The sequence below is a fragment of the Mycolicibacter nonchromogenicus genome (assembly GCF_002101775.1).
Lineage (GTDB): Bacteria > Actinomycetota > Actinomycetes > Mycobacteriales > Mycobacteriaceae > Mycobacterium > Mycobacterium nonchromogenicum.
In genome coordinates this window covers 13,175-36,385 of the sequence record NZ_LQPI01000018.1, presented here as the reverse complement: position 1 = coordinate 36,385, position 23,211 = coordinate 13,175, and the positions used below count along the sequence as shown (strand labels likewise).

The window sequence follows — 23,211 nt, the reverse complement described above, 5'->3', positions numbered from 1 at the left end:
TCGACGGCCGCAGACAGGTAGGTGCAGCAGTGATAACCGGCGAGCTCAAGGGCAAGATCGACCGGGTCTGGGATGCGTTCTGGTCCGGTGGCATCTCCAACCCACTGGAGGTCATCGAGCAGATCACCTATCTGCTGTTCATCCGCCGGTTGGACGACTTGAACACGCTTGCCGAAAAGAAGGCGCGCCTCACCGGCGCCAGCGACGGCGTCCTGTTCGGAGCGAGCCAACAGCATTTGCGTTGGTCCAAGCTCAAGCACGAGGACCCGACGCTGATGCACAAGATCGTCGCCGACGAGGTCTTCCCGTTCCTACGCGGCCTCGGTGGCGACGGGTCGACATACTCGGAGCACATGCGTGACGCTCGGTTCACCATTCCCACCCCGCAGTTGCTGTCGCGAGTAGTGGACCTGCTCGACGACATCCCGATGGATGACCGCGACACCAACGGTGATCTGTATGAGTATCTGCTTTCCAAGATCGCCGCTGCCGGCGTCAATGGGCAGTTCCGTACGCCGCGACACATCATCAAGGCGATGGTCGCGATGACGGCGCCGCGGCCGGGCGACGAGATCTGCGACCCGGCCTGTGGCACAGCCGGATTTCTGGTAGCTGCCTCGGAGTACGTCCGCGACCAGCATCCTGGGGTACTGACGAACGCCGAGCAGCGGCAGCACTTCCACGCCAGCATGTTCCACGGTTACGACTTCGACGCCACCATGTTGCGCATCGGCAGCATGAACATGTTGCTGCACGGAGTGGAATCACCGGATATCCGTTACCGCGACTCACTGTCTGAGGGCGCCAGCGAGGATTCCGAGAAATACACGCTGATCCTCGCCAACCCGCCGTTTGCCGGCTCGCTGGACTACGAGTCGACCTCGAAAGATCTGCAGCGAATGGTCAAGACCAAGAAGACCGAGCTGCTGTTCTTGGCGCTGTTTCTGAAGCTGCTGAAGCCGGGCGGTCGCGCAGCGGTGATCGTGCCTGACGGGGTGCTGTTCGGATCATCGAAGGCGCACAAGGAACTTCGTAGGACGCTCGTGGAGGAGCAGAAGCTCGACGGGGTAGTGAAGCTGCCGTCGGGAGTGTTCAAGCCGTACGCGGGGGTTTCGACGGCGATCCTGCTGTTCACCAAGACTGACTCCGGTGGTACCGAGAACGTTTGGTTCTACGACGTGCTGGCCGACGGATTCTCGCTCGATGACAAGCGCAACCCGGTTGAGGCAAACGACCTGCCGGACGTGGTCTCGCGCTGGGCTTTGCGTGATGGCTCCGAACTCGAGCGAGCGCGCACCGAGCAATCCTTCTGCGTGCCCAAGGACGACATCGTTGCCCAGGGCTATGACCTGTCGCTGAACAGGTACAAGGAGATCGTGCACGACGAAGTCGAGCACCGGCCGCCGCTGGAGATCATCGCGGAGATCGAGAAGTTGGAGGGCGAGATCGCTGCGGGGTTGGCGGAGTTGAAGGCGATGCTGTCGTGAGGATGGTGCCCTTCCTGGACGCGTTTGAGGATGTGTCGGCTGGCAATGCGAAGGTTCCTCAGTCCGAGTATGCGGAGGTTGGCCAGTTTGCTGTTGTAGACCAGGGGAAGGAGCTGGTCGCCGGGTTTACTGACGATGTGAGTCGCCGCTTCAAAGGAAGCCAGCCTGTAATCATATTCGGCGATCACACTCGAGCAGTGAAGTATGTTGACTTCCCGTTCGCTATGGGTGCTGACGGCGTCAAGGTGCTCAGTGTCCGTGCGGGATGGGATCCAAAATTTGCATATCATTACCTCCGGTCGGTGCGGCTACCAAACGCGGGCTATTCACGTCACTTCAAGTTTCTAAAGGACTTAAGAGTGCCGAATCCGCCACCCGACGAGCAGCGCCGGATCGCGACGATACTCGATCACGCAGACGCGCTACGCGCCAAGCGTCACCAGGTGGTTGGCCGGTTGGCGCTTCTCGAGCAGGCGGCTTTCCTTGACATGTTTGGTCCTCCAGGGGACTGGCCTAGGCGTTGGCCCATGGGAACGATCGGGGACATGGCTGAGGACGTTCAATACGGAACTGCCGCAAAGGCCGGCGATACCGGAGAATGGCCGATCGTGCGCATGGGCAACGTGACAGATGAGGGACGCCTGGATCGCAGTGACCTCAAGTGGATTGATTTGGCGGACAAGGATGTACCGAAATTCACTCTTCAACGCGGTGATCTGCTATTTAATCGCACCAATAGCAAGGAGAAGGTCGGCAAAACCTGCGTGGTGCACACAGATGAACCGCTTGCGTTCGCTGGCTATCTTGTCCGCGTGCGGCTTAGCCGTGAACATCGAGTCGAATTCGTCAATGCATTCATGACAAGTTCGTACGGCAGGGCTCTGCGCAAGAGCATGGCGAAGGCGGCAGTCAACCAAGCCAATATCAATGCCAGCGAGATGCAGTCGATACCGATCGCGCTGCCACCAACCGCACTGCAGGACCGATTCGCCTTAGTCCTGTCGAGAATCGACGCTGAACGCGATCGGCAGCTCGCACTTCTCTCTGCGCACGACGCACTCTTCGCCTCCCTCCAATCCCGCGCTTTCCGAGGGGAACTCTGATGGCCTTCGCGGTAATCGATTTCGAGACAACAGGGTTCGTTCCGGAGCGGGCCGATCGCGTCGTTGAGGTCGGGATTGTGCTCACCGACGACCGCGGAGTGATCGAAGACGAGTGGACAACCCTGATCAACCCGCGACGCGACGTAGGCGCCTCGCACATTCACGGGATCACCGCCGGCGATCTGCTGGACGCGCCCGAGTTCGGTGACATCAGCGGCCACGTCCTCGACATGCTCAGCGGTCGCACGGTCGTTGCGCACAACGCCACCTTCGACATGCGTTTTCTGCTGTGCGAACTGCAACGGGCCAACTACGCCATCGTCGACCGCCCGGCAGCACTGTGCTCGATGAAGTGGGCCGGTCGCATCCTCGGCGCCGCCAAACTCGCCCACTGCTGCGAGGCATTCGGAATCGCGCTGCCCGATGCGCATTCGGCGCTCTGCGATGCGCGCGCGACCGCGCAGTTGATGGCTCGGCTGATGGCCTCCTGCTGCGACACCCTCGACTGGCTCGACGACATCAAACGCTGCGCCGCTTACGCATGGCCGGCGCCGTCGGCGCCGGCACGGCACGTTGCCGCCGTGCTGCGGGGTCAGGTCTATACGGATCCGCACGAATGGTTGCGCACGGTTCTGGAAGCCTCCTGGATTCCCGGTCTGCCGGAAGACGAAGCCGCCTACCTGCTGGTCCTGGAAAGCGCCCTGTTAGACCGGGAGATCTCGCGCACCGAGGCCCGACAGCTCGTCGACACCGCCGCAGCGGCGGGCCTCAGTCGAGGCACCCTGAAACGGCTGCACCGCGATTACCTGCGCAGCGTCGCGCGGGAGGCGTTGGCCGACGGGGTCGTCACCGAGGCGGAGCGCGACGACCTCACGTCTGTTGCGGCTGCTGTCGGCCTCACTGCCGATGACGTCGCCGAAGCTCTCGAATGGGCGGTGGCCAATTCCGCCGAGGCGAAGGAGTCCCGATTCGCTCTCCGGACAGGTGATCGGGTGGTGTTCACCGGCGATATGGCACGTAGCCGCGACGAGTGGATCGCGGCAATCGTCGCTGCCGGCCTGACCTCAGGCGGGGTCACCAAATCCACTCGTCTGGTAGTCGCCGCTGACCCCGACTCGCTGAGCAGCAAGGCGGCAAAGGCCCGCGCCTACGGGATTCCGGTGGTCGGCGAGGAAGCGTTTGAGCGGATGTTTGCGCAGTACAGAGCCGATACGCCTACGTGAACACGTAGGCCGGGACACGATGTTCAAAAGTGACATGGATTCACCAACAATGTCACACAAGTACCACTAGAGTGACATTGTGGACCTGACAATGTTCGTAAACGAACATGCCGGCTCGCTCGTCGACATCGGGGGCGTCGACTCATCCGGGCGAGAGTGGCGGCACAAGGCGTTCGTCCCAGCCCCGCTCGCCGATCAGATGCCGGAGTTCACTCCGCCGACATTCCTCGCTGTTTCCGCTGCTCGCGCCGCTTTGGCGGCATTGGACAGCACCGCCGCCCAGCTTCCAGACCCCACGCTGTTACGGCTGCCAGTGTTGCGGCGGGAGGCCCAGAGCACCGCTGCGCTGGAAGGTACCTACGCCCCGCTGGATCAAGTGCTGACCGCTGACGAGGAAGAACCGACCTCGGCCGAACTCGTGGAAATCCTCAACTACGTCCACATGGCAAACCAGGGGTTTGCCTGGGTCGCCGAAGGGCGGCCGATATCGGCGACCCTGCTGCAGGACCTGCAGGGGCTCCTGATGCGCGGGACACCGCTCGAATCAGATTCGGGGCATCTCCGCGACACTCAAGTCGTCATCGGCGTGCGCGACGGCGCCGATCCCGGCACGCTGCCCGTGCACGCTGCTCGGTTCATTCCGCCGCCGCCTGGCGACCAACTGAGTACTGGGTTGCAGGATCTGGTCGACTGGATGCGCCGTGACCACAGCAGCACGATCGACCCCGTTGTCGCGGCTGCGATGTCCCACTATCAGCTGGAGACGTTGCACCCGTTCCGGGATGGCAACGGTCGACTTGGCCGGCTGCTGATCGTCCTGCACCTGAATGCTTTGGGGGTATTGACCGAACCGACATTGACGGTGTCGCCGTGGTTCGAAGGACGCCGCAGCCAGTACTACGACTACCTGCTGGCTGTCAGCACCGCCGGAAAGTGGGACGAGTTTGTCCGGTTCTTCAGCATCGGCTTGCGTGACTCCGCAGATGCGACTCGCCGCCAAATGCTCGAACTGGTTGCAGTGCAAAACGAACTCAAAGAGGTCGTGCGTAACTCGCCGTTGCGGGCCGACAGCGCCCAGTCCCTCGTTGATTTCGCGGTGGCGAATCCGTCGTTCACCGTCCGCAACGTCGAGTCAGTGCTGGGCATCTCCTACGGTCGGGCGAACAAACTCATCGGTCAGCTGATGGAACTCGGTATTCTCAACGTTCTCGATGCAGACGCCTACAAGCGGCGGTTCTTTGCGCCGCGCGTCCTCGGCGTTTTGACCGGAAGGGCTGCCCGTTGACTAACTTCGCCTTTCTGAAAGTCGTTGATTGGCCTGAGGTCTATGCCGACTGCACCAAAGCGGAGAGCTACGCGACCAGCGACCCGCGTTCGGCGTGCTTCTACGCCCGACGCACCGCCGAACAACTGGTCGAATTTCTTTACGACATCATGAACCTTTCCGTCCCCTACAAGGACGACCTCTCGGCCCGGATCAATGACAGCGCATTTCGCGCGAAGGCCGGCCAGGGGATCACGCAGAAACTCAACTTGATTCGCAGGCTCGGCAACACCGCGGTGCACGACCCGCGCCCGATTCCGCCGCGCGCCGCTCTGGACGCGCTCAAGGAACTGCATCACGTGATGGTGTGGGCGGCATTCCATTACTCCACCAACCCGAAGGCGGTGCCGCTCAAGGCGGTCTTTGACCCGGCGCTGGCGGCCAGATCAGCTCCGCTGACCCGTGAGGATGTCGCCCGGCTCGCCGCCAAGTTCAAAGCTCAGGACGACGCATACGCCAGAGCGCTGGCCGAAAGAGACGAGTTGGCCGCAGCCAAGGACGCCGAGATCGCCGCTCTGCGTGCACAGATCGAGCAAGTCCAGGCCACGAACGCTCAAGTCGATGACCGCGATTACGCCGAGGATGAAACCCGCGACCGGTTCATCGATGTGCTGCTGTGGGAGGCCGGCTGGCCGCTGACCGACGCACGAGACCGTGAGTACGAAGTCACCGGTATGCCCAACAACCATGGCATCGGCTACGCCGACTACGTGTTGTGGGGCGCTGATGGGCTACCGCTGGCCGTGGTCGAGGCCAAGCGCACCAGCAAAAGTCCCGAGATCGGGCAGCAACAGGCGAAGCTATACGCCGACTGTCTGGAGAAGGCGACCGGACGTCGCCCAATCATCTTCTACACCAACGGCTATGAACACTGGATCTGGGATGACGCGGCCGGCTACCCGCCCCGGCAAGTCCAGGGCTTCTACACGCGTGACGAACTGGAACTGGCGATTCATCGCCGCCATGCCCGGCAGCCCCTGGCTGACGTGACGATCGACACCGAGATCGTCGAACGCCATTACCAGCATCGCGCAATCCGGGCGGTGGATAAGGACTTCGCTGACAAGCGCCGTGAGGCCCTCTTAGTGATGGCGACCGGTTCGGGAAAGACCCGCACGGCCATCGCCTTGGTCGACCAGCTGATGAAGGCCGGTTGGGTCAAGCGAGTGCTGTTCTTGGCCGACCGCACGGCGCTGGTCACCCAGGCCGCCAACGCATTCAAGAGGCACCTTCCAGCGGTGACCACTGTCAACCTGGTCACGGAAAAAATCACCGATGGAAGGGTTTACGTCTCGACGTACCCGACGATGATGAACCTGATCAACGATACCGAGGGGGAGCTGCGAACCTTCGGTCCTGGATATTTTGACCTGGTGGTCATCGACGAGGCGCACCGTTCGGTGTATCAGAAGTACCGGGCGATCTTCGATTGGTTCGACTCCCTGCTGGTAGGTCTGACCGCGACACCCAAGGACGAGGTTGACCACAACACCTACCGGCTCTTTCACCTCGAAGACGGCGTTCCTACCGACGCCTACAGCCTCGAAGATGCTGTTTCCGAAGGCTTCCTGGTTCCGCCGGTGGGGGTGTCGGTAGGCACCCGATTCCTGCAGCAGGGCATCCGCTACGCCGACCTGAGTGAAGAAGAGAAGGACGAGTGGGACGCCCTTGACTGGGGTGATGATGGCGTTGTCCCGGACGCGGTGACGTCGGAGGAGCTCAACAAGTTCTTGTTCAACGAGGACACCGTCGACAAGGTGCTCGCCGAACTGATGGACAAGGGCGGCAAGGTTGCCGGCGGAGACCGGTTGGGCAAGACCATCATCTTCGCCAAGAACCAGGATCACGCTGAATTCATCGAGAAGCGGTTCAATATCCAATACCCGGAATACGCCGGTCACTTCGCGCGCGTCATCACGCACAGCACGGTCTATGCGCAAACCCTGATCGATGACTTCTCGGTTCCAGAGAAGGCGCCGCACATCGCGATCTCGGTGGACATGCTCGACACCGGCATCGACGTGCCCGACGTCATCAACCTGGTGTTCTTCAAGCTGGTGCGGTCGAAAACGAAGTTCTGGCAGATGATCGGCCGCGGCACCCGGCTGCGCCCCGACTTGTTCGGTCCGGGACAAGACAAGCAAAACTTCTACGTCTTCGACTTCTGTGGCAACCTCGAATACTTCAGCCAGGATCTGCCCGGATCGCAAGGGTCAATTCAGAAGTCATTGAACCAGCGGCTCTTCGAGACTCGGCTGGGCCTGATCACCGCATTGGATGCGGCAGTACCGCCGGACGGGACCGAGCCTGCCGAGGGAGCTGGCACTCAATCCGAACGGGGCCTGCGGGTCGACGCCGCCTGGTCGCTGCATCGGATCGTCGTCGGGATGAACCTGGAGAACTTCCTGGTCCGTCCGCACCGCAAATGGGTTGAGCGCTACGGCGACTGGGCGGCGTGGACTGCACTGACGCAAGAGACCGCGGGAGAGGTCGCCGAACATCTGGCCGGGCTACCGTCGAGCGCCACCGAGACCGACGAGGACGCAAAGCGTTTCGACTTGCTCATCCTGCGCCGCCAGCTTGCGCAACTGGAGAGCGACACCCTGGCTGCCGAACGGCTACGGGAACAAGTGCAGAGCATCGCATCAGGGCTGCTCAATCAGACCGCGATCCCGTCGGTGGCAGCACAGCAAGAGCTGCTCGCCGAGGTCGCCGACGACCAGTGGTGGGTTGACGTCACGTTGCCGATGCTCGAACTTGCCCGACGCCGGCTCCGCGGCTTGCTCAAGTTCCTGGAGAAGACAACGAAGGTGCGGGTCTACACCGACTTCGAGGATGCGCTGACCGCGTCGACGGTGATCGAGCTGCCCGGTATCACCCCTGGAACAAACTGGGACCGCTTCCGCGCCAAGGCAGCGGCCTACCTCAAAGCGCATCAGGACCACGTCGCACTCCAGCGCCTGCGGCGGAACAAACAGCTCACCGCCTCCGACCTGGAAGCGCTGGAGCAGATGCTCGTGGAAAGTGGGGCAGGCGGAGCCGAGGACATCGCGCACGCCGGCGAACAAGCGCATGGGTTGGGGTTGTTCGTCCGGTCGCTGGTGGGGCTGGATCGTCAGGCGGCGGCCGAGGCCTTTGGTATCTACCTGGATGGCACGAAGTTCAGCGTCGAGCAGATCCGATTCGTAAACCTGGTCGTTGATGAGCTGACCGACAACGGCGTGATGGAGCCGGCCCGCCTCTATGAGTCGCCCTACACCGACCACGCGCCGCGCGGTCCGGAAGGGATGTTCGGCGAGGCCGACATGGACGGCATCGTAGACATCCTGCGCGTTGTCAAAAGCCGCGCCGTGCCGCACCAAGGAGCTGTCAGGGACGTTCGGTAGGGTCCGTCGGCGTGACCGCGAACGTGACCCTCAAACCGGTGAATGCCCGCCTTGCCGACGAACTGGAAGTAGCCGAACGACAGGTCGCGGCCGCCGTCGCGCTGCTCGACGAGGGGGCGACGGTTCCCTTCATCGCCCGCTACCGCAAAGAGGTCACCGGCAGCCTCGACGATGGGCAGCTGCGCACCCTGGAAGAGCGGCTGCGCTACCTGCGAGAGCTCGACGACCGCCGGGCCGCGGTGCTGTCCTCGATCGAGGAACAGGGCAAGCTCACCGACGAGCTCAGGGCCGCGCTGCTCTCCGCGGACACCAAAGCCCGTGTCGAAGACATCTACCTGCCCTACAAGCCCAAGCGCCGCACCAAGGCGCAGATCGCGCGGGAGGCGGGGCTGGAGCCGCTGGCCGACCGGCTGCTCGCCGATCCCGGCCTGGACCCCCAGCAGCTGGCTTCGGAATACATCGGCGAGGCGGTCGCCGACGCCGCCGCCGCGTTGGAGGGCGCGCGCGCGATCCTGGTCGAACGTGCCGCCGAGGACGCCGAGCTGGTGGGCGCCGTGCGGGAGAAGTTCTGGTCGGCCGGCTCGCTGCGGACCATGCCGCGCTCCGAAGATGCCGCGAAAAGCGCTGCAGCACAGAAATTCCGGGACTACTTCGAGTTCAGCGAGGCCCTGGAGACCATGCCGTCGCACCGGGTGCTGGCCGTGTTGCGCGGCGAGAAGGAAGATGCCCTGGCGCTGGCTTTCGACGGCGGCGGCAACGAGCCCTATCACGCGATGGTCGCCAAGTCGCTGGGCGTGGACATGACTGCTCCCGGACCGGCCACCCCCTGGCTGGCTGACACCGTGCGGTGGGCATGGGACACCCGGCTGGCGTTCTCCGCGGCAGTCGATGCCCGGATGCGGCTGCGGCAACGCGCCGAGCAGGACGCGGTGGCGGTGTTCGCCAAGAACCTCAAAGATCTGCTGTTGGCGGCCCCGGCCGGAAACCGCACCACGCTCGGTCTCGACCCGGGCTTTCGCACCGGGGTGAAGGTCGCCGTGGTCGACGGCACCGGCAAGGTCCTTGAGACCTGCGCGATCTTCCCGCACCAGCCGCAGAAGCAGTGGGATCAGGCCAAGGCGGTGCTGGCCGCCCTGGTGGCTCGCCACGGCGTGGAGCTCATCGCGGTCGGCAACGGCACCGCCTCGCGCGAGACCGACGCTCTGGCCGGCGAGTTGATCGCCGACCTCACCAGCGCCGGTGCCCCCGCACCGGTCAAGGCGATGGTCAGCGAGGCCGGCGCGTCGGTGTACTCGGCCTCGGCCTACGCCGCTCATGAGCTACCCGAACTGGATGTCACGCTGCGCGGGGCAGTCTCGATCGCGCGGCGGCTGCAGGATCCGTTGGCAGAACTGGTCAAGATCGAGCCGAAGTCCATCGGTGTTGGTCAGTACCAGCACGACGTGACCCCGGGAATCCTGGCCCGCAGCCTTGATGCGGTGGTCGAAGACGCGGTGAACGCCGTGGGTGTCGACCTCAACACCGCCTCGGCCCCGCTGCTGGCCAAAGTGTCGGGGGTGTCGGAGTCCCTGGCCGAAGCGATCGTGGCGCACCGTGACCAGACCGGACCCTTCCGCAGTCGGGCCGCCCTGCTCGGCGTGCCGCGGTTGGGGCCCAAGGCATTCGAGCAGTGCGCCGGGTTCCTGCGCATCCGCGACGGTGATGACCCACTGGATTCCTCGGGGGTGCATCCCGAGGCCTACCCGGTGGTCCGGCGCATCTTGGACCGCTCGGGAGTTTCCCTGGCCGAGATCATCGGTGATGAGCGAGTGCTGCGGTCGCTGAATCCCGGCGACTTCGCCGATGACCGGTTCGGTGTCCCGACCGTGACCGACATCCTGGCCGAGCTGGAGAAGCCGGGACGGGACCCGCGGCCGGCGTTCTCCACGGCGACGTTCGCCGCGGGTGTGGAGAAGGTGGCCGACCTGAAGGTGGGCATGGTCCTGGAGGGCGTCGTGACCAACGTCGCGGCCTTCGGCGCTTTCGTCGATGTCGGGGTGCATCAGGACGGTCTGGTGCACGTCTCGGCCATGGCGGATCGCTTTGTCTCCGACCCGCATGAAGTGGTGCGTTCCGGCCAGGTGGTCAAGGTGAAGGTCATCGACGTCGACGTCGAACGGCAGCGCATTGGCCTGACACTGCGGCTCGGCGACAAGCCGGCGGACAAGGCCGGCAGATCCACCCGGGGTCCAGGCGCCAAACCGGCTGCGCGCGCAGACAACACCAAGCAGAATCGGGGGCGGCGTCCGGGCCACGGTGGCGGGCGAGGGGACGCGGCACCGGCCGGCGGGTCGATGGCCCAGGCGTTGCGTGACGCCGGATTCGGAAAGTAGGGACCGATGACCACGGTAGACAGCTCATCCCCTGAGGTGGAGCGCAGGTTCGCCGACATCGTCGGAGCGGGTGGGCTGCTCACCGGAGAGCAGATCGGTCCCGACTACGGCCATGATGAGGCCCTGGTCGGAGCGCCGGTCACACCGAGCTACGTCGCCCGCCCGCAGACCGCCGAGCAGGTTGCGGCGCTGCTGGCCGCGGCGACCGAGGCGAAGGTTCCGGTGACCGCCCGCGGATCGGGGACCGGCTTGTCGGCGGGGGCGCGGCCGTGCCCCGACGGGCTGCTGATCTCGTTCGAGCGGATGAACGCGATCCTGGAGATCGACACCGACAATCAGGTTGCGGTGGTACAGCCCGGTGTCACGTTGACCGACCTCGACAGCGCCACGGCCGAGTCGGGTCTGATGTACACCGTCTTCCCCGGCGAACTGTCCGCCAGCGTCGGAGGCAACGTCGGCACCAACGCCGGTGGTATGCGCGCCGTCAAGTACGGGGTGACTCGCAACAACGTGCTCGGGTTGCAGGCTGCCCTGCCGACCGGCGAGCTGATCCGCACCGGAGGCCGAATCACCAAGCTGTCCACCGGTTATGACCTGACTCAGCTGATCATCGGTTCGGAGGGCACCTGCGCGCTGGCCACCGAGGTCACCGTGCGGCTCTACCCCCGGCTCGGGCACTCCGCCACGTTGCTGGCCCCGTTCGGTGATCTGCCCGCCGTGATGCGCGCGGTGCCGGCGGTGGTGCGCAGCGGGGTGGATCCGGTAATCCTCGAATACGTCGACAAGCTCACTCTGGCTGCAATCAGCTACTCGCAGAACCTGAACCTGGGTATCCCGGACGCGGTGCGTGAGACCGCGGAGGCCTACCTGGTGGTGGGGGTGGAGAACCGTGAGCATGAGCGCCTTGACGACGACGTGGCCATGTTGGGCGAACTGCTCGCCTCGCTCGGCGCCAACGATGTCTATGTGCTGGAAGGCAATTCAGCGCATGCCTTGATCGAGGCGCGGGAGAAGGCATTCTGGACGGCCAAGGCCGCCGGGGCCCATGACGTCATCGACGTAGTGGTTCCGCGAGCCGAGATGCACCAGTTTCTCACCAAGGCACAAGGATTCGCCCAATCAGCCGGTGGGGGTGTGGTCGGCTGCGGACATGCCGGCGACGGTAACGTCCACCTGGCGGTGTTCTGCGCCGACGACGAGGTCCGCCACCGGTTGCTGCACGACATCTTCGCGGCAGCGATGGCCCTGGGCGGCGCCATCTCCGGTGAGCATGGATTGGGGCGGGTCAAGACCCAACATTTCCTGGAACTGGAGGATCCGGTCAAAATCGCCCTGATGCGGCGGATCAAGGATGCCTTCGACCCCGCCGGGATCCTCAATCCGGGCGTGCTTCTATAAGCAGGAGTGTGCGCTTCCCCGTACTTCGGTGCCCGTCAAGAAAGGCAGCCACATGACCAACGGAGCACAGGCCCTGATCGCCACCCTGGTCGACAGCGGGGTGCAGGTCTGTTTCGCCAACCCCGGTACTTCCGAGATGCATTTCGTGGCTGCGTTGGACTCGGTGCCGCAGATGCGCGGGGTGCTGTGCCTGTTCGAAGGCGTGGTGACCGGGGCCGCTGACGGGTATGCCCGGGTGGCGGGAAAGCCGGCCGCCACCCTGCTGCACTTGGGGCCCGGCCTGGGCAATGGCCTGGCCAACCTGCACAACGCCCGCCGTGCGCATGTGCCGGTGGTCAATGTCATCGGGGATCACGCCACCTACCACAAGAAGTACGACGCACCGCTGGAGTCCGACATCGAACCCCTGACCGACTGGACTCACGGCTGGGTGCGCCGCACCACCTCCGGTGCGGACGTCGGACGCGACGCCGCCGAAGCGGTCGCGGAGTCGATGGCCAGTCCGGCGCAGGTGGCCAACCTGATCCTGCCCGCCGACATCTCCTGGGGAGACGGCGCCCAGGCGGCCGGACCGGTCGACCCGGTCCCCCCGGCCGCTCCCGACGCACAGACGGTTGCCGACGTGGCCGCCGTGCTGGGCAGCGGCGAGCCGGTGGCAATCCTGATCGGCGGGCCGGCTGTCGCCGATGTGCGCGCGTTGGAGGCAACCGACCGGGTTGTCGCCGCAACCGGGGTCCGTGCGCTGGTCGAGACCTTCCCGACCCGGCTCGTTCGCGGTGCCGGGGTCCCGGCGATTGATCGGCTCGGCTACCTCGCCGAGCAGGCCGCCTTCCAGCTCGACGGCATCAAGCACTTGGTGGTGGCCGGCACGCGGGCTCCGGTGTCGTTCTTCGCCTACCCCGGCAAGCCGAGTGACCTGGTCCCCGAGGGCTGCACCGTGCACAACCTGGGCGGCCTCGAGACGGACGTGGTGGCCGCTTTGGAGCAGCTGGCCGACGCGGTGGCTGCCGGTGTGCAGCCGCGGCCCGCGCCCGCCGCCGTCCCCGAGCTTCCGGCCGGTCAGCTCACCCCGCAGAACTGGGTGCAGGTGATCGGAGCGCTGCTGCCCGACAACGCGATCATCTCCGATGAGTCCAACACCTCGGGCCTGATGCTGCCCGCGGCCACCGCCGGCGCCCCACGCCATGACGTACTGACACTCACCGGCGGGGCGATCGGCCAGGGTCTGCCGGTCGCGCTGGGTGCGGCCGTGGCCGCACCGGACCGGCCGGTGATCGCGCTGCAGGCCGATGGCAGTGCGGCCTACACCATCTCCGCGTTATGGACCATGGCGCGCGAGAACCTGAACGTCACCACGGTGCTGATCAACAACAGTGCGTATGCGATCCTGCGCCTCGAACTGGCCCGGGTGGGCGCCGAAGGGGGCGGGCCGAAGGCGAACGACCTGTTGGACCTGTCGCGGCCGAACATGGATTTCGCGAAGATCGCCGAGGGATTCGGGGTGCCGGCCACGGTGGCCACCACCTGCGAGGAACTGGCCGACCAGTTCCGGCGCGCCGTCGCGGAGCCGGGGCCGCATCTGATCGATGCGCGGATCCCGACCCTGTTCTGACCGGACGCGCGGCGCGGACCGCGCGGTCGCCTGGACGGCGGGCTGGAGACAGGCCGCGTCAGTTGACGCTGGGGCCGGCCGTGACCCGGCCGGCCACGAACGTCGCGGCCTCCACGGCCTTGCCGTCCTGCACGTACATCAGGTGCGGGACCACGCTTCCGCTGTCTTCGCAGTAGATGTCGCCGGCCAGGCAGAAGTCGATGGTCTTCGGGCGGTAGGAGGCCGCGAGCACCGGTAGCGGGCCGCCCCACAGCGAAGTGGAGTACGGGCTGGACGGGGGGCCGAACAGTGCCACCGCGACCACGTGGTTGGCAACCGATGCCGGCAGCGCATTGCTGGACATCGCGATGACGCTGGCGCCCTGCGAGTAGCCGCCGAGCACGAGCTTGGTGTTGGGACAGTTGGCGACGGTGTTCTGAATATGCGCGGTGGCGTCGCCCTCACCGAGTGTCGCGCTGTTGCGGTAGTCGGTGCTCGCCGGGTACTCGACCGGGTAGACGTTGACGTTAAGACCCGCCAGCTGCTCATGCAGGGAGCCGACGAAAGCCTCACCGACGTCCCCGAGTCCGACCGGCTGACCGGAGCCGCGGGCGAACACCACTTCGGCGTCCGGGCAGGGTTCGGCTACTGCGGCGGGCAGACCCGTCGGCGCGGCCACCAGGGTCCCGGTGAGCATCGCCGCGGCGGCGAAGGTGCGAACAGTGGAACGCAAATTCATCCTTGAATGCTGACATGTCCCGCTGGTGCCGCCGGCCTGCGGGTCGCGAATCAGCAAACCGCAAAGTCGACCGCACGGAGCGAAAACGGAGGTTAGAGCCGGTTTGCCGCGTAGGCAGCGCCTTCGTCGGCGATGTCGTTGTAGGCGCCGGGCGCGTGCGCCGAGAAGTTGAGCCCCTCGGAGCAGACCGGGTCTTCGGGCATGCACAGTTGGATGGTCTTGGCCGCGTACGCCGGACCGATGGACAGCGGCGGTTGGCCCAGGAAATTCATCGCCCGGTCGTTCGGAGTTCCGAACAGCACCACGGCAGCGACGTGGTCTGCCACCTCCGCGGGCATCGGCTGTGGTACGTCGATCGCGTCCACCCCGTCTGGGATGGCGTTGGCAGTGGAGAAGCCCATCACCGCGGCGCCCTGCGAGAAGCCGCTCAAGACCATCTTGGTGTCCGGGCAGTTCGCCGCAGTGGCCTCGATGTGGGAGGCGGCGTCACGGATGCCCTGAATGCCGGTGGGCCAGTCGTTGGTGGCCGGGTAGTCGACGGCGTAGACGTCTATCGACCGATCGGGTAGCCGGGTCCGTAGCGCGTTGACGAATGCTTGCCCAGTCTGCCCGAGGCCGACTTCCTCGCCGGTGCCTCTAGCAAACAATACTTGGACATCGGGACAGGGCTCCGCGAAGGCGGAGGGCGGGGCGGCGACGGTGCTGTGCAGCAGCCAGGTCAGTGCCAGAACAACACCGAGGGAGCGAAGGATCCGTCGTGGGTTCACGGGTACATGTTGGCATACGAACGGCTTTCTCGCGCGCCGACACCCCAGGCAGTGAACATATTCGGCCATGGCGGGCCGCCTGTCGTTAGATATGCTGAGTAATTCATGTCGGGGGTCTGAGCGGCAACTGAGATTGCTTCGAAAGTGGCCCCCGGTTACGGGCAGGCGACCATCGGGTGTCTTCTTGTCGACCATCGGCGCTTGCATGTCCAGCAAACTCTTACGGCGTCCGCATCCGGGGAGTGGACGGCTGAATTCCCGGGGTCGATGCGATGAGCGTGCCGGTTGACGTGCTGACAAGCGCACCGGACCCCACTTCGCCGGCTCGCTACGCCCAGACCTGCGGCGAACGTCCTGAGACGCCGGTGACGAACGCGGGCATGTTCATCGATGAATCGGCCGGAAGGCTGAGGTGCCCAAACACCGTGCTGAAACCGCCGAGCGTGCAATCCCCGGCGGAATGCCCCACGGTGGGCGCCGGCATACCAGCAGATGCCGGGGACCTGCCGCGGCAATTGTTCGGCGCACCAATAACGCTGCAATACCGGGTATAACGAACATTCATCGATAAAATTGCGCCGACCGGTGCTCTCTGACCGCCGGATAACACCGTGGATGGGACAGCATGGCGCAAGAGACTGGCCCCGCGTTGGGGATGTCCGTCGGGGCGACCACATTGGCGGCGGTTACCGCCGATCGCGCGATCACCCGCCGGCCCGTCCTGACACTGTTCCGGGATCGGCCGTCCCAAATCGGCATGCCCTCAGAGAATTCCGCAGTGAGTTCCGAGTTGCACGACCGTGGACTTGTCGTGACCGATTTCGTGGATCGCGTCGGCGGCGACAAGCCGGTGGTGGCCAGCGATGGGTCTACCCACCGTGCTGAGCAACTGCTGGCAGATGGGTTGCATGCCTTGGCGTATGCGGTGACCGAGGGCCGCCCGCTACCCCCGGCAGTGGCGGTGACCCATCCCGCGCACTGGTCCAGCGACGCAGTTGGCGCGCTTCGCACCGCGCTGGGTCGGGTGTCGGAATGGGCGCAGCATCCGGTCACGCTGATCTCGGACACAACGGCCGTGTTGACGGCGCTGAAGGCGAACCCGGGCCTGCCAGACCACGGGATCATCGCCGTGTGCGACTTCGGGGGCAGCGGAACCAATATCACCCTCGTCGACGCGGAGCGCGGATTCGAACCGATCAGCGAAACGCGCCGCACCACCGTCTTTTCCGGTGACGGGATCGACCAGGCACTGCTGGATCACGTGGTCGCAGATCTGGGTGGCAACGGCGACGGCAACGGCGACGGCCCGCCGACGGTGGGATCGCTGACCCGGTTGCGCAGCCAATGCCGTGACGCCAAGGAACAGCTGTCGTATGAGACCGTGGCCGAAATCGGGGGATTCCACGGCGGTGTGTGGCTGACTCGCGTCGAACTTGAGGAGGCTCTGCGCCAGCCGCTGGAGGGCTTCTTTACCGTCTTACAGAACACCTTGGATGACAACGGGATTGCCGCCGATGCGCTGTCGGCGATCGTCTCGGTCGGCGGTGGGGCGAAAATGCCGACGGTCACCACTGGTCTGGCGCAACGTTTCGGGGTCGCCGTGATCAGCTCGCCGCGACCCCAGTTGACGGCAGCCATCGGCGCCGCACTGAGTGTCGCCGGCGATGTGGTCGCCGTCCCCAAGGCACGGCCTCCGGTGGCGCCACCGCCATTTCCGGAGTCGGTTTCGCCACCGGAGCACGCTCCGCCACCGGCTGTCGAAAGTGTCCCGGATGCGGACCTACAACCGTTGGTGACGCCCCCGCCGCTGTACCCCCCTCCCACCGCGCCGCGCCCACCCATACCGGAACCCGAGCTGATCGGCGGTCAGGGCATCGTGGTCGAGTGGTATCGCCGACCGATCCTGGTGGTGGTCTTGGCCGGGCTGGTCGCGATGTTGCTGGGTACGGTTGCCGTGCTGGTGCTGCGCAATGCCGCCGACGACGACACGGACTTTGATGAGCTGACCCCGGTCTCATCGACGACGACCACCGTGACTGCACCGTCTCCGACGTTCGAACCGCCTCCGGCATTCGCGCCCAGCCCCGAACCGATTCCGCAGGAGCCGCCCGGGTTCACCGAGAGCCCGGCTCCGGAGTTCACCGAGAGCCCCGCTCCGGAATTCACCGAGAGCCCGGACAACCCCTAGCGCTGCTTGGTCAGAACGATCAGCGCCAGCGGAATCTGCACCTGCTGAGGGTTGCTCGCAAGCCGGGCGGCCACGCCGGCTTCCAGACGACGCACGAAGTCGGTAGCGCGCGGATCCTCGGCACCACCGGCCAGCGCGGAGGCCAGCGTCGGGAAGATCGCCGCGCTGACGAAGGATGCCCAATGGGCGCCGAGCGCGGCAGCATCGCCGTCGCGCAGGTATCGACCCCAGAATCGGTCCTCGGCATCGAAGACCTCCAGGTGCTCGATCGTCAGCGACTCGAACCGCCCCGCGGGGGCGAACGGCGCGCGGAGTTCCTTCTCGCTGCGGCCGAACACCGGGATCGACATGCGGGCGACCTCCTCCCGAGACAGGTCGCCCTCGCGCACCTGCTCGGCGAGAACCGCCACGATCGCATCGAGCAGCGGCTGGTAGCCCGAACGGCCCGCGGCGTCGACGGCTGCAGTCAACACCAGCAGCTTTCCGCCGGGGCACAATTCACGGCCGCGGTACGCCACGAAGTCATGCCAATCCTGCGCGGCCTGGCGGGCGTAGGCGCGCCGCGCTGCGTCGTCGTCGCTGTGCTCCACATGGACGTGGTCGGCGAACTCGGGAAGCTCAGTGACGGGCCGGCGCAGCCACATGGTCGCCCAGGAGGTCCAGCCCAGGTTGACGCTCTGTGAGGGCAGGATCTGGCTGTAGAACGAGCGGCCGACCGCGGAGGGGAAGCTGGCGGTGTCCTTGCGGACGTAGCTGTCGGGATCTTCTGCCAGCGTGGTGAACAGCCCAGTGAAGTCGTTGTCCGGCAGGTCGGTATGGACAACCCAAACGGCATGATCGGTGCGGGTTCGCCGGCGAAATGCCGCAATGGCGGCGCCGATCGGAAGCAGTGAGTTGTAGCCGATGGCGGCGCCATAGTCGGCTATCACGATCGGCCGCGGCGCGGCGGGCAGCGGAACCGTCGCCGCGAGCTCTTCGAACACGCCGGTGGCGTGCGCCAGTCCGGCCGCCTGCAATCGGCTCGAGGGAACTCCGCCGGGCTCGGGACGGACCACGATGCTCGACTCTGGCATAGGCACCTCCCACCGGGGCGACACGTCATCGATATCACCACTGACGGTAGCGGTATCGGCGATCCGTGGCACACTTCTGTAAGTGGGCGCACAGCGGGCGGTCGGGCGCATTCCGGTCGTGGTTGCAGTCGGCCTGATGACCATTGGTGCGATCGGCTTCGTGGTTGCGCTGATTCTCAACGTCTTTGTGCTGGACCGCTACGACGCATACGGCGAGGTGCCGATTCCGGGCACGGGCACCGTGCATCTGCCGGCGGGTGAGGTGACGGTGAATCTGCACGCGCGGGTCATCTCCAGCCCCAGTGGAGGCGGACTGCCGGTCCCACCGATCAGCGTCACGGTGACGCCACCGGAGGGCGTGGCAGAACCGGAGTTCGAGGAGAGCGTCGGGGTGACCACCACGGTCAACAACGACTCGAGGCGACGGCTGTGGCGGGTGTACGTGGCCGAGGCCGGCGACTACCGCATCGTCACCGATGGGCAGGTCGGGGGCTTTATCGCTCCGCGGCTGGCTTTCGGCAAGCCCGCCGGCCAGTCGACCCTGCTGTGGGTGTTTCCGGTGATCTTCGCGCTCGGGTTGCTGGACCTGATCGTCAGCCGGCTGCTGACGGCCGGCCGTCGCCGCCCGTCGGTGGGCCCAGTGGAAATCCGAACGGACGTCAGCCCGGAGCGCTTCGCTCCCGAGGGGGAGAAAATTCGGATCGAGCAGCTCAAAACCATAACGGCGCTGCGTGATTCGGGAGCACTGACCGAGAAGGAGTTCGCCGAAGAGAAGCGGCGGATCCTGCGGGGGCACTGAGCTCTCGGCGCATCGTCAGTGGCCGCGCGCCACCCACTCGTCGTAATGCACCAGCTCGTCACCGATACGGGTGCTGTCGCCGTGCCCGGTGTAGACCACCGTGTCGGCCGGCAGTTTGCCGAGCCGCTCCGAGATCGACGCCAGAATGGTCGGGAAGTCCGAGAACGAGCGCCCGGTCGCCCCCGGACCGCCACAGAACAGCGTGTCGCCGCTGAACACCGCGCCCAGGTCCGGTACATGCCAGCACACCGAGCCCGGCGAGTGACCAGGGGTGTGCAGCGCCCGCAGTTCCAAACCACCGACGGTGAGGGTGTCGCCATCGGCCACCGCCCGAAAGTCGCTGTCCGGGTGCGTCATCTGCCACAGCATGTCGTCGCCGGGATGCAGCAGCACCGGAGCGTCGAGCGCCTGGCGCAGTTCCGGTGCCACCGTGATGTGGTCGTTGTGGCCGTGTGTGCAGACCACCGCCACCACGTTGCGCCCGCCGACTGCCTCGACGATCGGGGCGGCGTCGTGGGCGGCGTCGAAGACCACCACATCGGAATCGTCACCGACGATCCAGATGTTGTTGTCGACTTCCCAACTACCGCCGTCGAGTTCGAAGGTTCCGTGGGTGATGACCCGCTGAATCGGACCGGCGGAGGTCATAGCACCACGACCGACCGCAGCACTTCGCCGCCGTGCATGCGATGGAATGCCTTCTCGACATCGTTCAGTCCGATGCGTTCGGAGACGAATTTGTCCAACGGCAGCCGGCCCTGCAGATACAGGCTGATCAGGGTGGGGAAGTCGCGCTCGGGCAGGCAGTCGCCGTACCAGGAGGACTTCAGCGAACCGCCGCGGGAGAAGAAGTCGATCAGCGGCATCTCCAGCTGCATGTCCGGGGTCGGAACACCTACCAGCACAACGGTTCCAGCCAGGTCGCGTGCGTAGAACGCCTGCTTCCAGGTCTCTGGACGGCCGACGGCGTCGATCACCACATCGGCACCGAAACCGTCGGTGAGCTCCTGGATGGCCTCGACCGGGTCCTGGGTGCGGGCGTTGATGGTGTCGGTGGCACCGAACTCCCGGGCCCAGGTGAGTTTGGTGTCGTCGGTGTCGACGGCGATGATCCGCCGGGCGCCCACCAGGGCCGCGCCGGCGATGGCGGCATCGCCCACACCGCCGCACCCGATCACCGCGACGGTGTCATCGCGGGTGACGCCACCGGTGTTGATCGCGGCACCCAGACCGGCCATCACGCCGCATCCCAGCAGCCCGGCTACCGCCGGGTCAGCGCTCGGATCGACCTTGGTGCACTGGCCTTCGTGCACCAGCGTCTTGTCCGCGAACGCTCCGATGCCCAGCGCCGGGGTGAGCTCGGTGCCGTCGGTCAGGGTCATCGGAACCGAGGCGTTGAAGGTGTCGAAGCACAGGTGCGGGCGGCAGCGCTTGCAGGCGCGGCACTGTCCGCACACCGCGCGCCAGTTCAGGATCACGAAGTCGCCGGGCTCGACCGCGGTGACCGCCGAGCCCACCGACTCGACGGTGCCGGAGGCCTCGTGACCCAGCAGGAACGGGTAGCTGTCGTTGATACCGCCGTCGCGGTAGGTCAAGTCGGTGTGGCACACCCCGCAGGCGGTGATGGCCACGACGACGTCATTGGCACCGGGCTCGGGAATGACGATCTCGGTCACCTCGACCGGCTTGCCCTTCTCGCGGGAGATCACACCGCGCACTGTCTGACTCATGGGGCCAACCTTATGTTGCCGCTGTGGTGTGCGATGCGCTGGCTTGCGCGGCAGGCACGCTCGGGGCCGGAGTACGGGTGTCGGCGCGCAGGAAACTTCCGGTGCGCTGCGTCCCGAGGATGCTGGTGGGCTGACCCTCGAGGACCACCGCTTGGCCGGAGATGAACACCGCGGCGACGGCTTGGTCGTTGCGGTTGACCATTCGTGACATCCCGCCGTAGGGCTCGAAGGACTCCTCGGCGTAGGCCTCCAGAGCGTCGTCGAGATGGGCCGGGTCGATGACCACCACGTCGGCTCGGTCACCGATGCGCAGGTGGCCGGCGTCGACCCGGTACCAGTCGGCCAGTTCACCGGTCAGTCGGTGCACCGCCTGCTCGACCGAGATGAACTCCTGCCCGGACTGCTGGGCGTCGCGGACATGGCGCAGCAACCGCAGTCCCATGTTGTAGAACGCCATATTGCGCAGGTGAGCACCAGCGTCCGAGAATCCCATCTGGATGCCGGGTTCGGCAGCGAGTGTCTTGAGCACCTCGGGCCGGTCGTTGGAGATGGTGGTGCGCCAACGCAGGGCGGTCCCGTGTTCGAGGACGAGATCGAGGAAGGCGTCGACGGGATGCACTCCGCCGCGCTCGATCCCGACCTGCCCGAAGGACTTTCCGACCACCGAGGCGTCCGGACAGCCGACGATCTCGGCGTCGAAGAAATCGCGGTGCCAGACGCGTGGTCCGAACTTGCTTTCGTAGTCCTTGCGGAAGCGTCGCCGGTAGGACGCGTCCCGCATCAATTCGTCACGCTCAACGGTCTCGCGCAGGTGCAGCGCCTCGGCTCCCGAGCCGAACTCTTCGAAGATCACCAGATCGATGCCGTCGGCATAGACCTCGAACGGCACCGGCAGATGCTGCCAGCGGAAGTCGGCGCCCAGCTTGTTGAGCATGCGCGATGTCTTGATGATGGTCGGAACCGCCAGCCGGTTGCTCTTGACGTCGGCGGCAGCCAGCAGTGTGGTCTTGAGTGGCCGGCGGAATATTCCCAGGGCTTGGGCCAGCTGCGACATCACGTCGAGCGGATTCTTGAGGTCCGGCCCGGCCTGCAGAATCCGTCCGCTGCGCCGCAGCTTCGCCTTGAGGCGGCGCAGTTCTCTGGGCTTGGCGTACGTCGAGGGAAGCGTCCGGGAGCGGCAGACTTCGCCGTCCATCTTGTCGAAAAGCAGCTGCTGGGAAGACATCCCGACGAATCCCGCCTGCAATGCTTCGTCCAGCATCTGTTCCATCCGGGCCTGCTCGGCCGCCGTGGGTCTTTCACCGGAGCGGGTGGCGCGGTCCAAGCCCATGGTCGCGGCACGCATGTCGGAGTGCCCGATCAGCGCCGTCACGTTGGGGCCGAGGGGCAGCTTTTCCAGGCTGGCGATGTAGTCCTCACAACTCGACCAGGTCTTGTGCGCATCGATGGTGTCGACCACGTACTGCCGCGGGATGGCCTCCACTCTGCCGAACAGGTCGCCGGCATCCGGGCCGTCGACATGGATGGTGGACAGCGAGCACGAGCCCACCAGCACGGTCGTCACGCCATGGCGCACCGACTCCGACAGTGCGGGCGCCACGAGTATCTCGACGTCGTAGTGCGTGTGGATGTCGAGCAGCCCGGGCAGCACCCACTTGCCGGCCGCGTCGATCACCCGGCCGCAGCCCGACTCGTCGAGCGGTTCGGCGGAGATCGCGGCCACGTGTCCGTCGCGGATACCGATGTTGCGGATCGCCGACGGTGCGCCGGTGCCGTCGAACCACCGGCCGCCACGAATCACGGTGTCAAAGCTCACGGGTGTTCCTTTCCGCCGATTGCCGTTCCAGCATGTCGCGCACGGCGGGTGGCGTCTCGACATCGGCGGACATTTCTTTGACATTTGCGGACATCTCCCGGCCCCGGGCTGATGGCGGCGACCTGCGTCGCCCGGCTTCGCCGCGCTCGCAGTCGCCGCTGGGCTGATGGCGGCGACCTGCGTCGCCCGGCTTCGCCGCGCTCGCAGTCGCCGCT

At 65.7% G+C, this 23,211-nt stretch carries 16 protein-coding genes; 10 read left to right on the top strand and 6 right to left on the bottom strand.

All coding sequences use genetic code 11. The annotated features are described in order from the left end of the window. The first annotated feature begins 29 nt into the window (after positions 1-29). The 8 genes from AWC18_RS00720 (at position 30) to AWC18_RS00685 (ending at position 13,905) form a co-directional block, all read left to right on the top strand. Positions 30-1,487, top strand: a complete 1,458-nt coding sequence (locus AWC18_RS00720) for a type I restriction-modification system subunit M (protein WP_085137033.1) — start codon at positions 30-32, stop codon at positions 1,485-1,487. 2 nt (positions 1,488-1,489) lie between these two features. Further along, complete coding sequence (locus AWC18_RS00715; RefSeq protein WP_234806390.1) at positions 1,490-2,590, top strand: restriction endonuclease subunit S; 1,101 nt, start codon at positions 1,490-1,492, stop codon at positions 2,588-2,590. After that, positions 2,590-3,813, top strand: coding sequence for an exonuclease domain-containing protein (locus tag AWC18_RS00710; RefSeq protein ID WP_085137031.1), 1,224 nt, complete (start codon positions 2,590-2,592; stop codon positions 3,811-3,813). Before AWC18_RS00715 ends, AWC18_RS00710 begins: the two co-directional genes overlap by 1 nt. A 79-nt stretch (positions 3,814-3,892) precedes the next feature. Continuing rightward, positions 3,893-5,098 carry a Fic family protein gene (locus AWC18_RS00705; protein ID WP_208858301.1) on the top strand — a complete coding sequence of 402 codons (1,206 nt, stop codon included), beginning with the start codon at positions 3,893-3,895 and terminating at the stop codon, positions 5,096-5,098. Beyond that, positions 5,095-8,523, top strand: coding sequence for a DEAD/DEAH box helicase family protein (locus AWC18_RS00700; RefSeq protein WP_085137027.1), 3,429 nt, complete (start codon positions 5,095-5,097; stop codon positions 8,521-8,523). Before AWC18_RS00705 ends, AWC18_RS00700 begins: the two co-directional genes overlap by 4 nt. An 11-nt stretch (positions 8,524-8,534) precedes the next feature. Continuing rightward, on the top strand, positions 8,535-10,895 hold the full coding sequence (locus AWC18_RS00695) for a Tex family protein (protein ID WP_085137025.1): 2,361 nt from the start codon (positions 8,535-8,537) through the stop codon (positions 10,893-10,895). A gap of 6 nt (positions 10,896-10,901) precedes the next feature. Continuing rightward, positions 10,902-12,293, top strand: coding sequence for an FAD-binding oxidoreductase (locus tag AWC18_RS00690; RefSeq protein WP_085137022.1), 1,392 nt, complete (start codon positions 10,902-10,904; stop codon positions 12,291-12,293). 52 nt (positions 12,294-12,345) lie between these two features. Then, the gene (locus AWC18_RS00685) at positions 12,346-13,905 is read left to right on the top strand and encodes an acetolactate synthase large subunit (RefSeq protein ID WP_085137020.1); all 1,560 of its coding nucleotides are present in this window, start codon (positions 12,346-12,348) and stop codon (positions 13,903-13,905) included. A 58-nt stretch (positions 13,906-13,963) separates the two neighbouring features. Here the strand turns inward: AWC18_RS00685 and AWC18_RS00680 are convergent, their stop codons facing one another. After that, the gene (locus AWC18_RS00680) at positions 13,964-14,623 is read right to left on the bottom strand and encodes a cutinase family protein (protein ID WP_085137018.1); all 660 of its coding nucleotides are present in this window, start codon (positions 14,621-14,623) and stop codon (positions 13,964-13,966) included. A 92-nt stretch (positions 14,624-14,715) separates the two neighbouring features. Next, positions 14,716-15,390 carry a cutinase family protein gene (locus AWC18_RS00675; RefSeq protein ID WP_420093291.1) on the bottom strand — a complete coding sequence of 225 codons (675 nt, stop codon included), beginning with the start codon at positions 15,388-15,390 and terminating at the stop codon, positions 14,716-14,718. A gap of 778 nt (positions 15,391-16,168) precedes the next feature. Here AWC18_RS00675 and AWC18_RS00670 point away from each other — a divergent pair. Further along, positions 16,169-17,578: an Hsp70 family protein gene (locus tag AWC18_RS00670; RefSeq protein WP_165757958.1), complete on the top strand. Its 1,410-nt coding sequence runs from the start codon at positions 16,169-16,171 to the stop codon at positions 17,576-17,578. Here the strand turns inward: AWC18_RS00670 and AWC18_RS00665 are convergent. Beyond that, positions 17,575-18,651: a class I SAM-dependent methyltransferase gene (locus AWC18_RS00665; protein ID WP_085137011.1), complete on the bottom strand. Its 1,077-nt coding sequence runs from the start codon at positions 18,649-18,651 to the stop codon at positions 17,575-17,577. The genes AWC18_RS00670 and AWC18_RS00665 overlap by 4 nt on opposite strands. 82 nt (positions 18,652-18,733) lie before the next feature. Between AWC18_RS00665 and AWC18_RS00660 the strand changes: the two genes are divergently transcribed. Next, positions 18,734-19,450: an SHOCT domain-containing protein gene (locus AWC18_RS00660; RefSeq protein ID WP_085137009.1), complete on the top strand. Its 717-nt coding sequence runs from the start codon at positions 18,734-18,736 to the stop codon at positions 19,448-19,450. A 15-nt stretch (positions 19,451-19,465) separates the two neighbouring features. On the opposite strand, the gene AWC18_RS00655 is transcribed toward AWC18_RS00660, so the two are convergent. From AWC18_RS00655 to AWC18_RS00645, 3 genes are read right to left on the bottom strand one after another with little or no spacing between them, the layout of a single operon-like run. Further along, complete coding sequence (locus AWC18_RS00655) at positions 19,466-20,098, bottom strand: MBL fold metallo-hydrolase (RefSeq protein WP_085137006.1); 633 nt, start codon at positions 20,096-20,098, stop codon at positions 19,466-19,468. Further along, positions 20,095-21,180: an S-(hydroxymethyl)mycothiol dehydrogenase gene (locus tag AWC18_RS00650; RefSeq protein ID WP_085137004.1), complete on the bottom strand. Its 1,086-nt coding sequence runs from the start codon at positions 21,178-21,180 to the stop codon at positions 20,095-20,097. Before AWC18_RS00650 ends, AWC18_RS00655 begins: the two co-directional genes overlap by 4 nt. 10 nt (positions 21,181-21,190) lie before the next feature. Continuing rightward, positions 21,191-22,996 (bottom strand): N-acyl-D-amino-acid deacylase family protein, encoded by a 1,806-nt coding sequence (locus tag AWC18_RS00645; protein ID WP_109559960.1) that lies wholly within the window; start codon positions 22,994-22,996, stop codon positions 21,191-21,193. Between the last annotated feature and the right edge of the window lie 215 nt (positions 22,997-23,211).

What these genes read in the sequence shown, in the direction of transcription:
- AWC18_RS00710 (WP_085137031.1), top strand. Translation starts at nt 2,590, where the DNA reads ATGGCCTTCGCGGTAATCGATTTCGAGACAACAGGGTTCGTTCCGGAG.
- AWC18_RS00665 (WP_085137011.1), bottom strand. Translation starts at nt 18,651, where the DNA reads ATGCCAGAGTCGAGCATCGTGGTCCGTCCCGAGCCCGGCGGAGTTCCC.
- AWC18_RS00680 (WP_085137018.1), bottom strand. Translation starts at nt 14,623, where the DNA reads ATGAATTTGCGTTCCACTGTTCGCACCTTCGCCGCCGCGGCGATGCTC.
- AWC18_RS00685 (WP_085137020.1), top strand. Translation starts at nt 12,346, where the DNA reads ATGACCAACGGAGCACAGGCCCTGATCGCCACCCTGGTCGACAGCGGG.
- AWC18_RS00655 (WP_085137006.1), bottom strand. Translation starts at nt 20,098, where the DNA reads ATGACCTCCGCCGGTCCGATTCAGCGGGTCATCACCCACGGAACCTTC.
- AWC18_RS00650 (WP_085137004.1), bottom strand. Translation starts at nt 21,180, where the DNA reads ATGAGTCAGACAGTGCGCGGTGTGATCTCCCGCGAGAAGGGCAAGCCG.
- AWC18_RS00715 (WP_234806390.1), top strand. Translation starts at nt 1,490, where the DNA reads ATGGTGCCCTTCCTGGACGCGTTTGAGGATGTGTCGGCTGGCAATGCG.
- AWC18_RS00690 (WP_085137022.1), top strand. Translation starts at nt 10,902, where the DNA reads ATGACCACGGTAGACAGCTCATCCCCTGAGGTGGAGCGCAGGTTCGCC.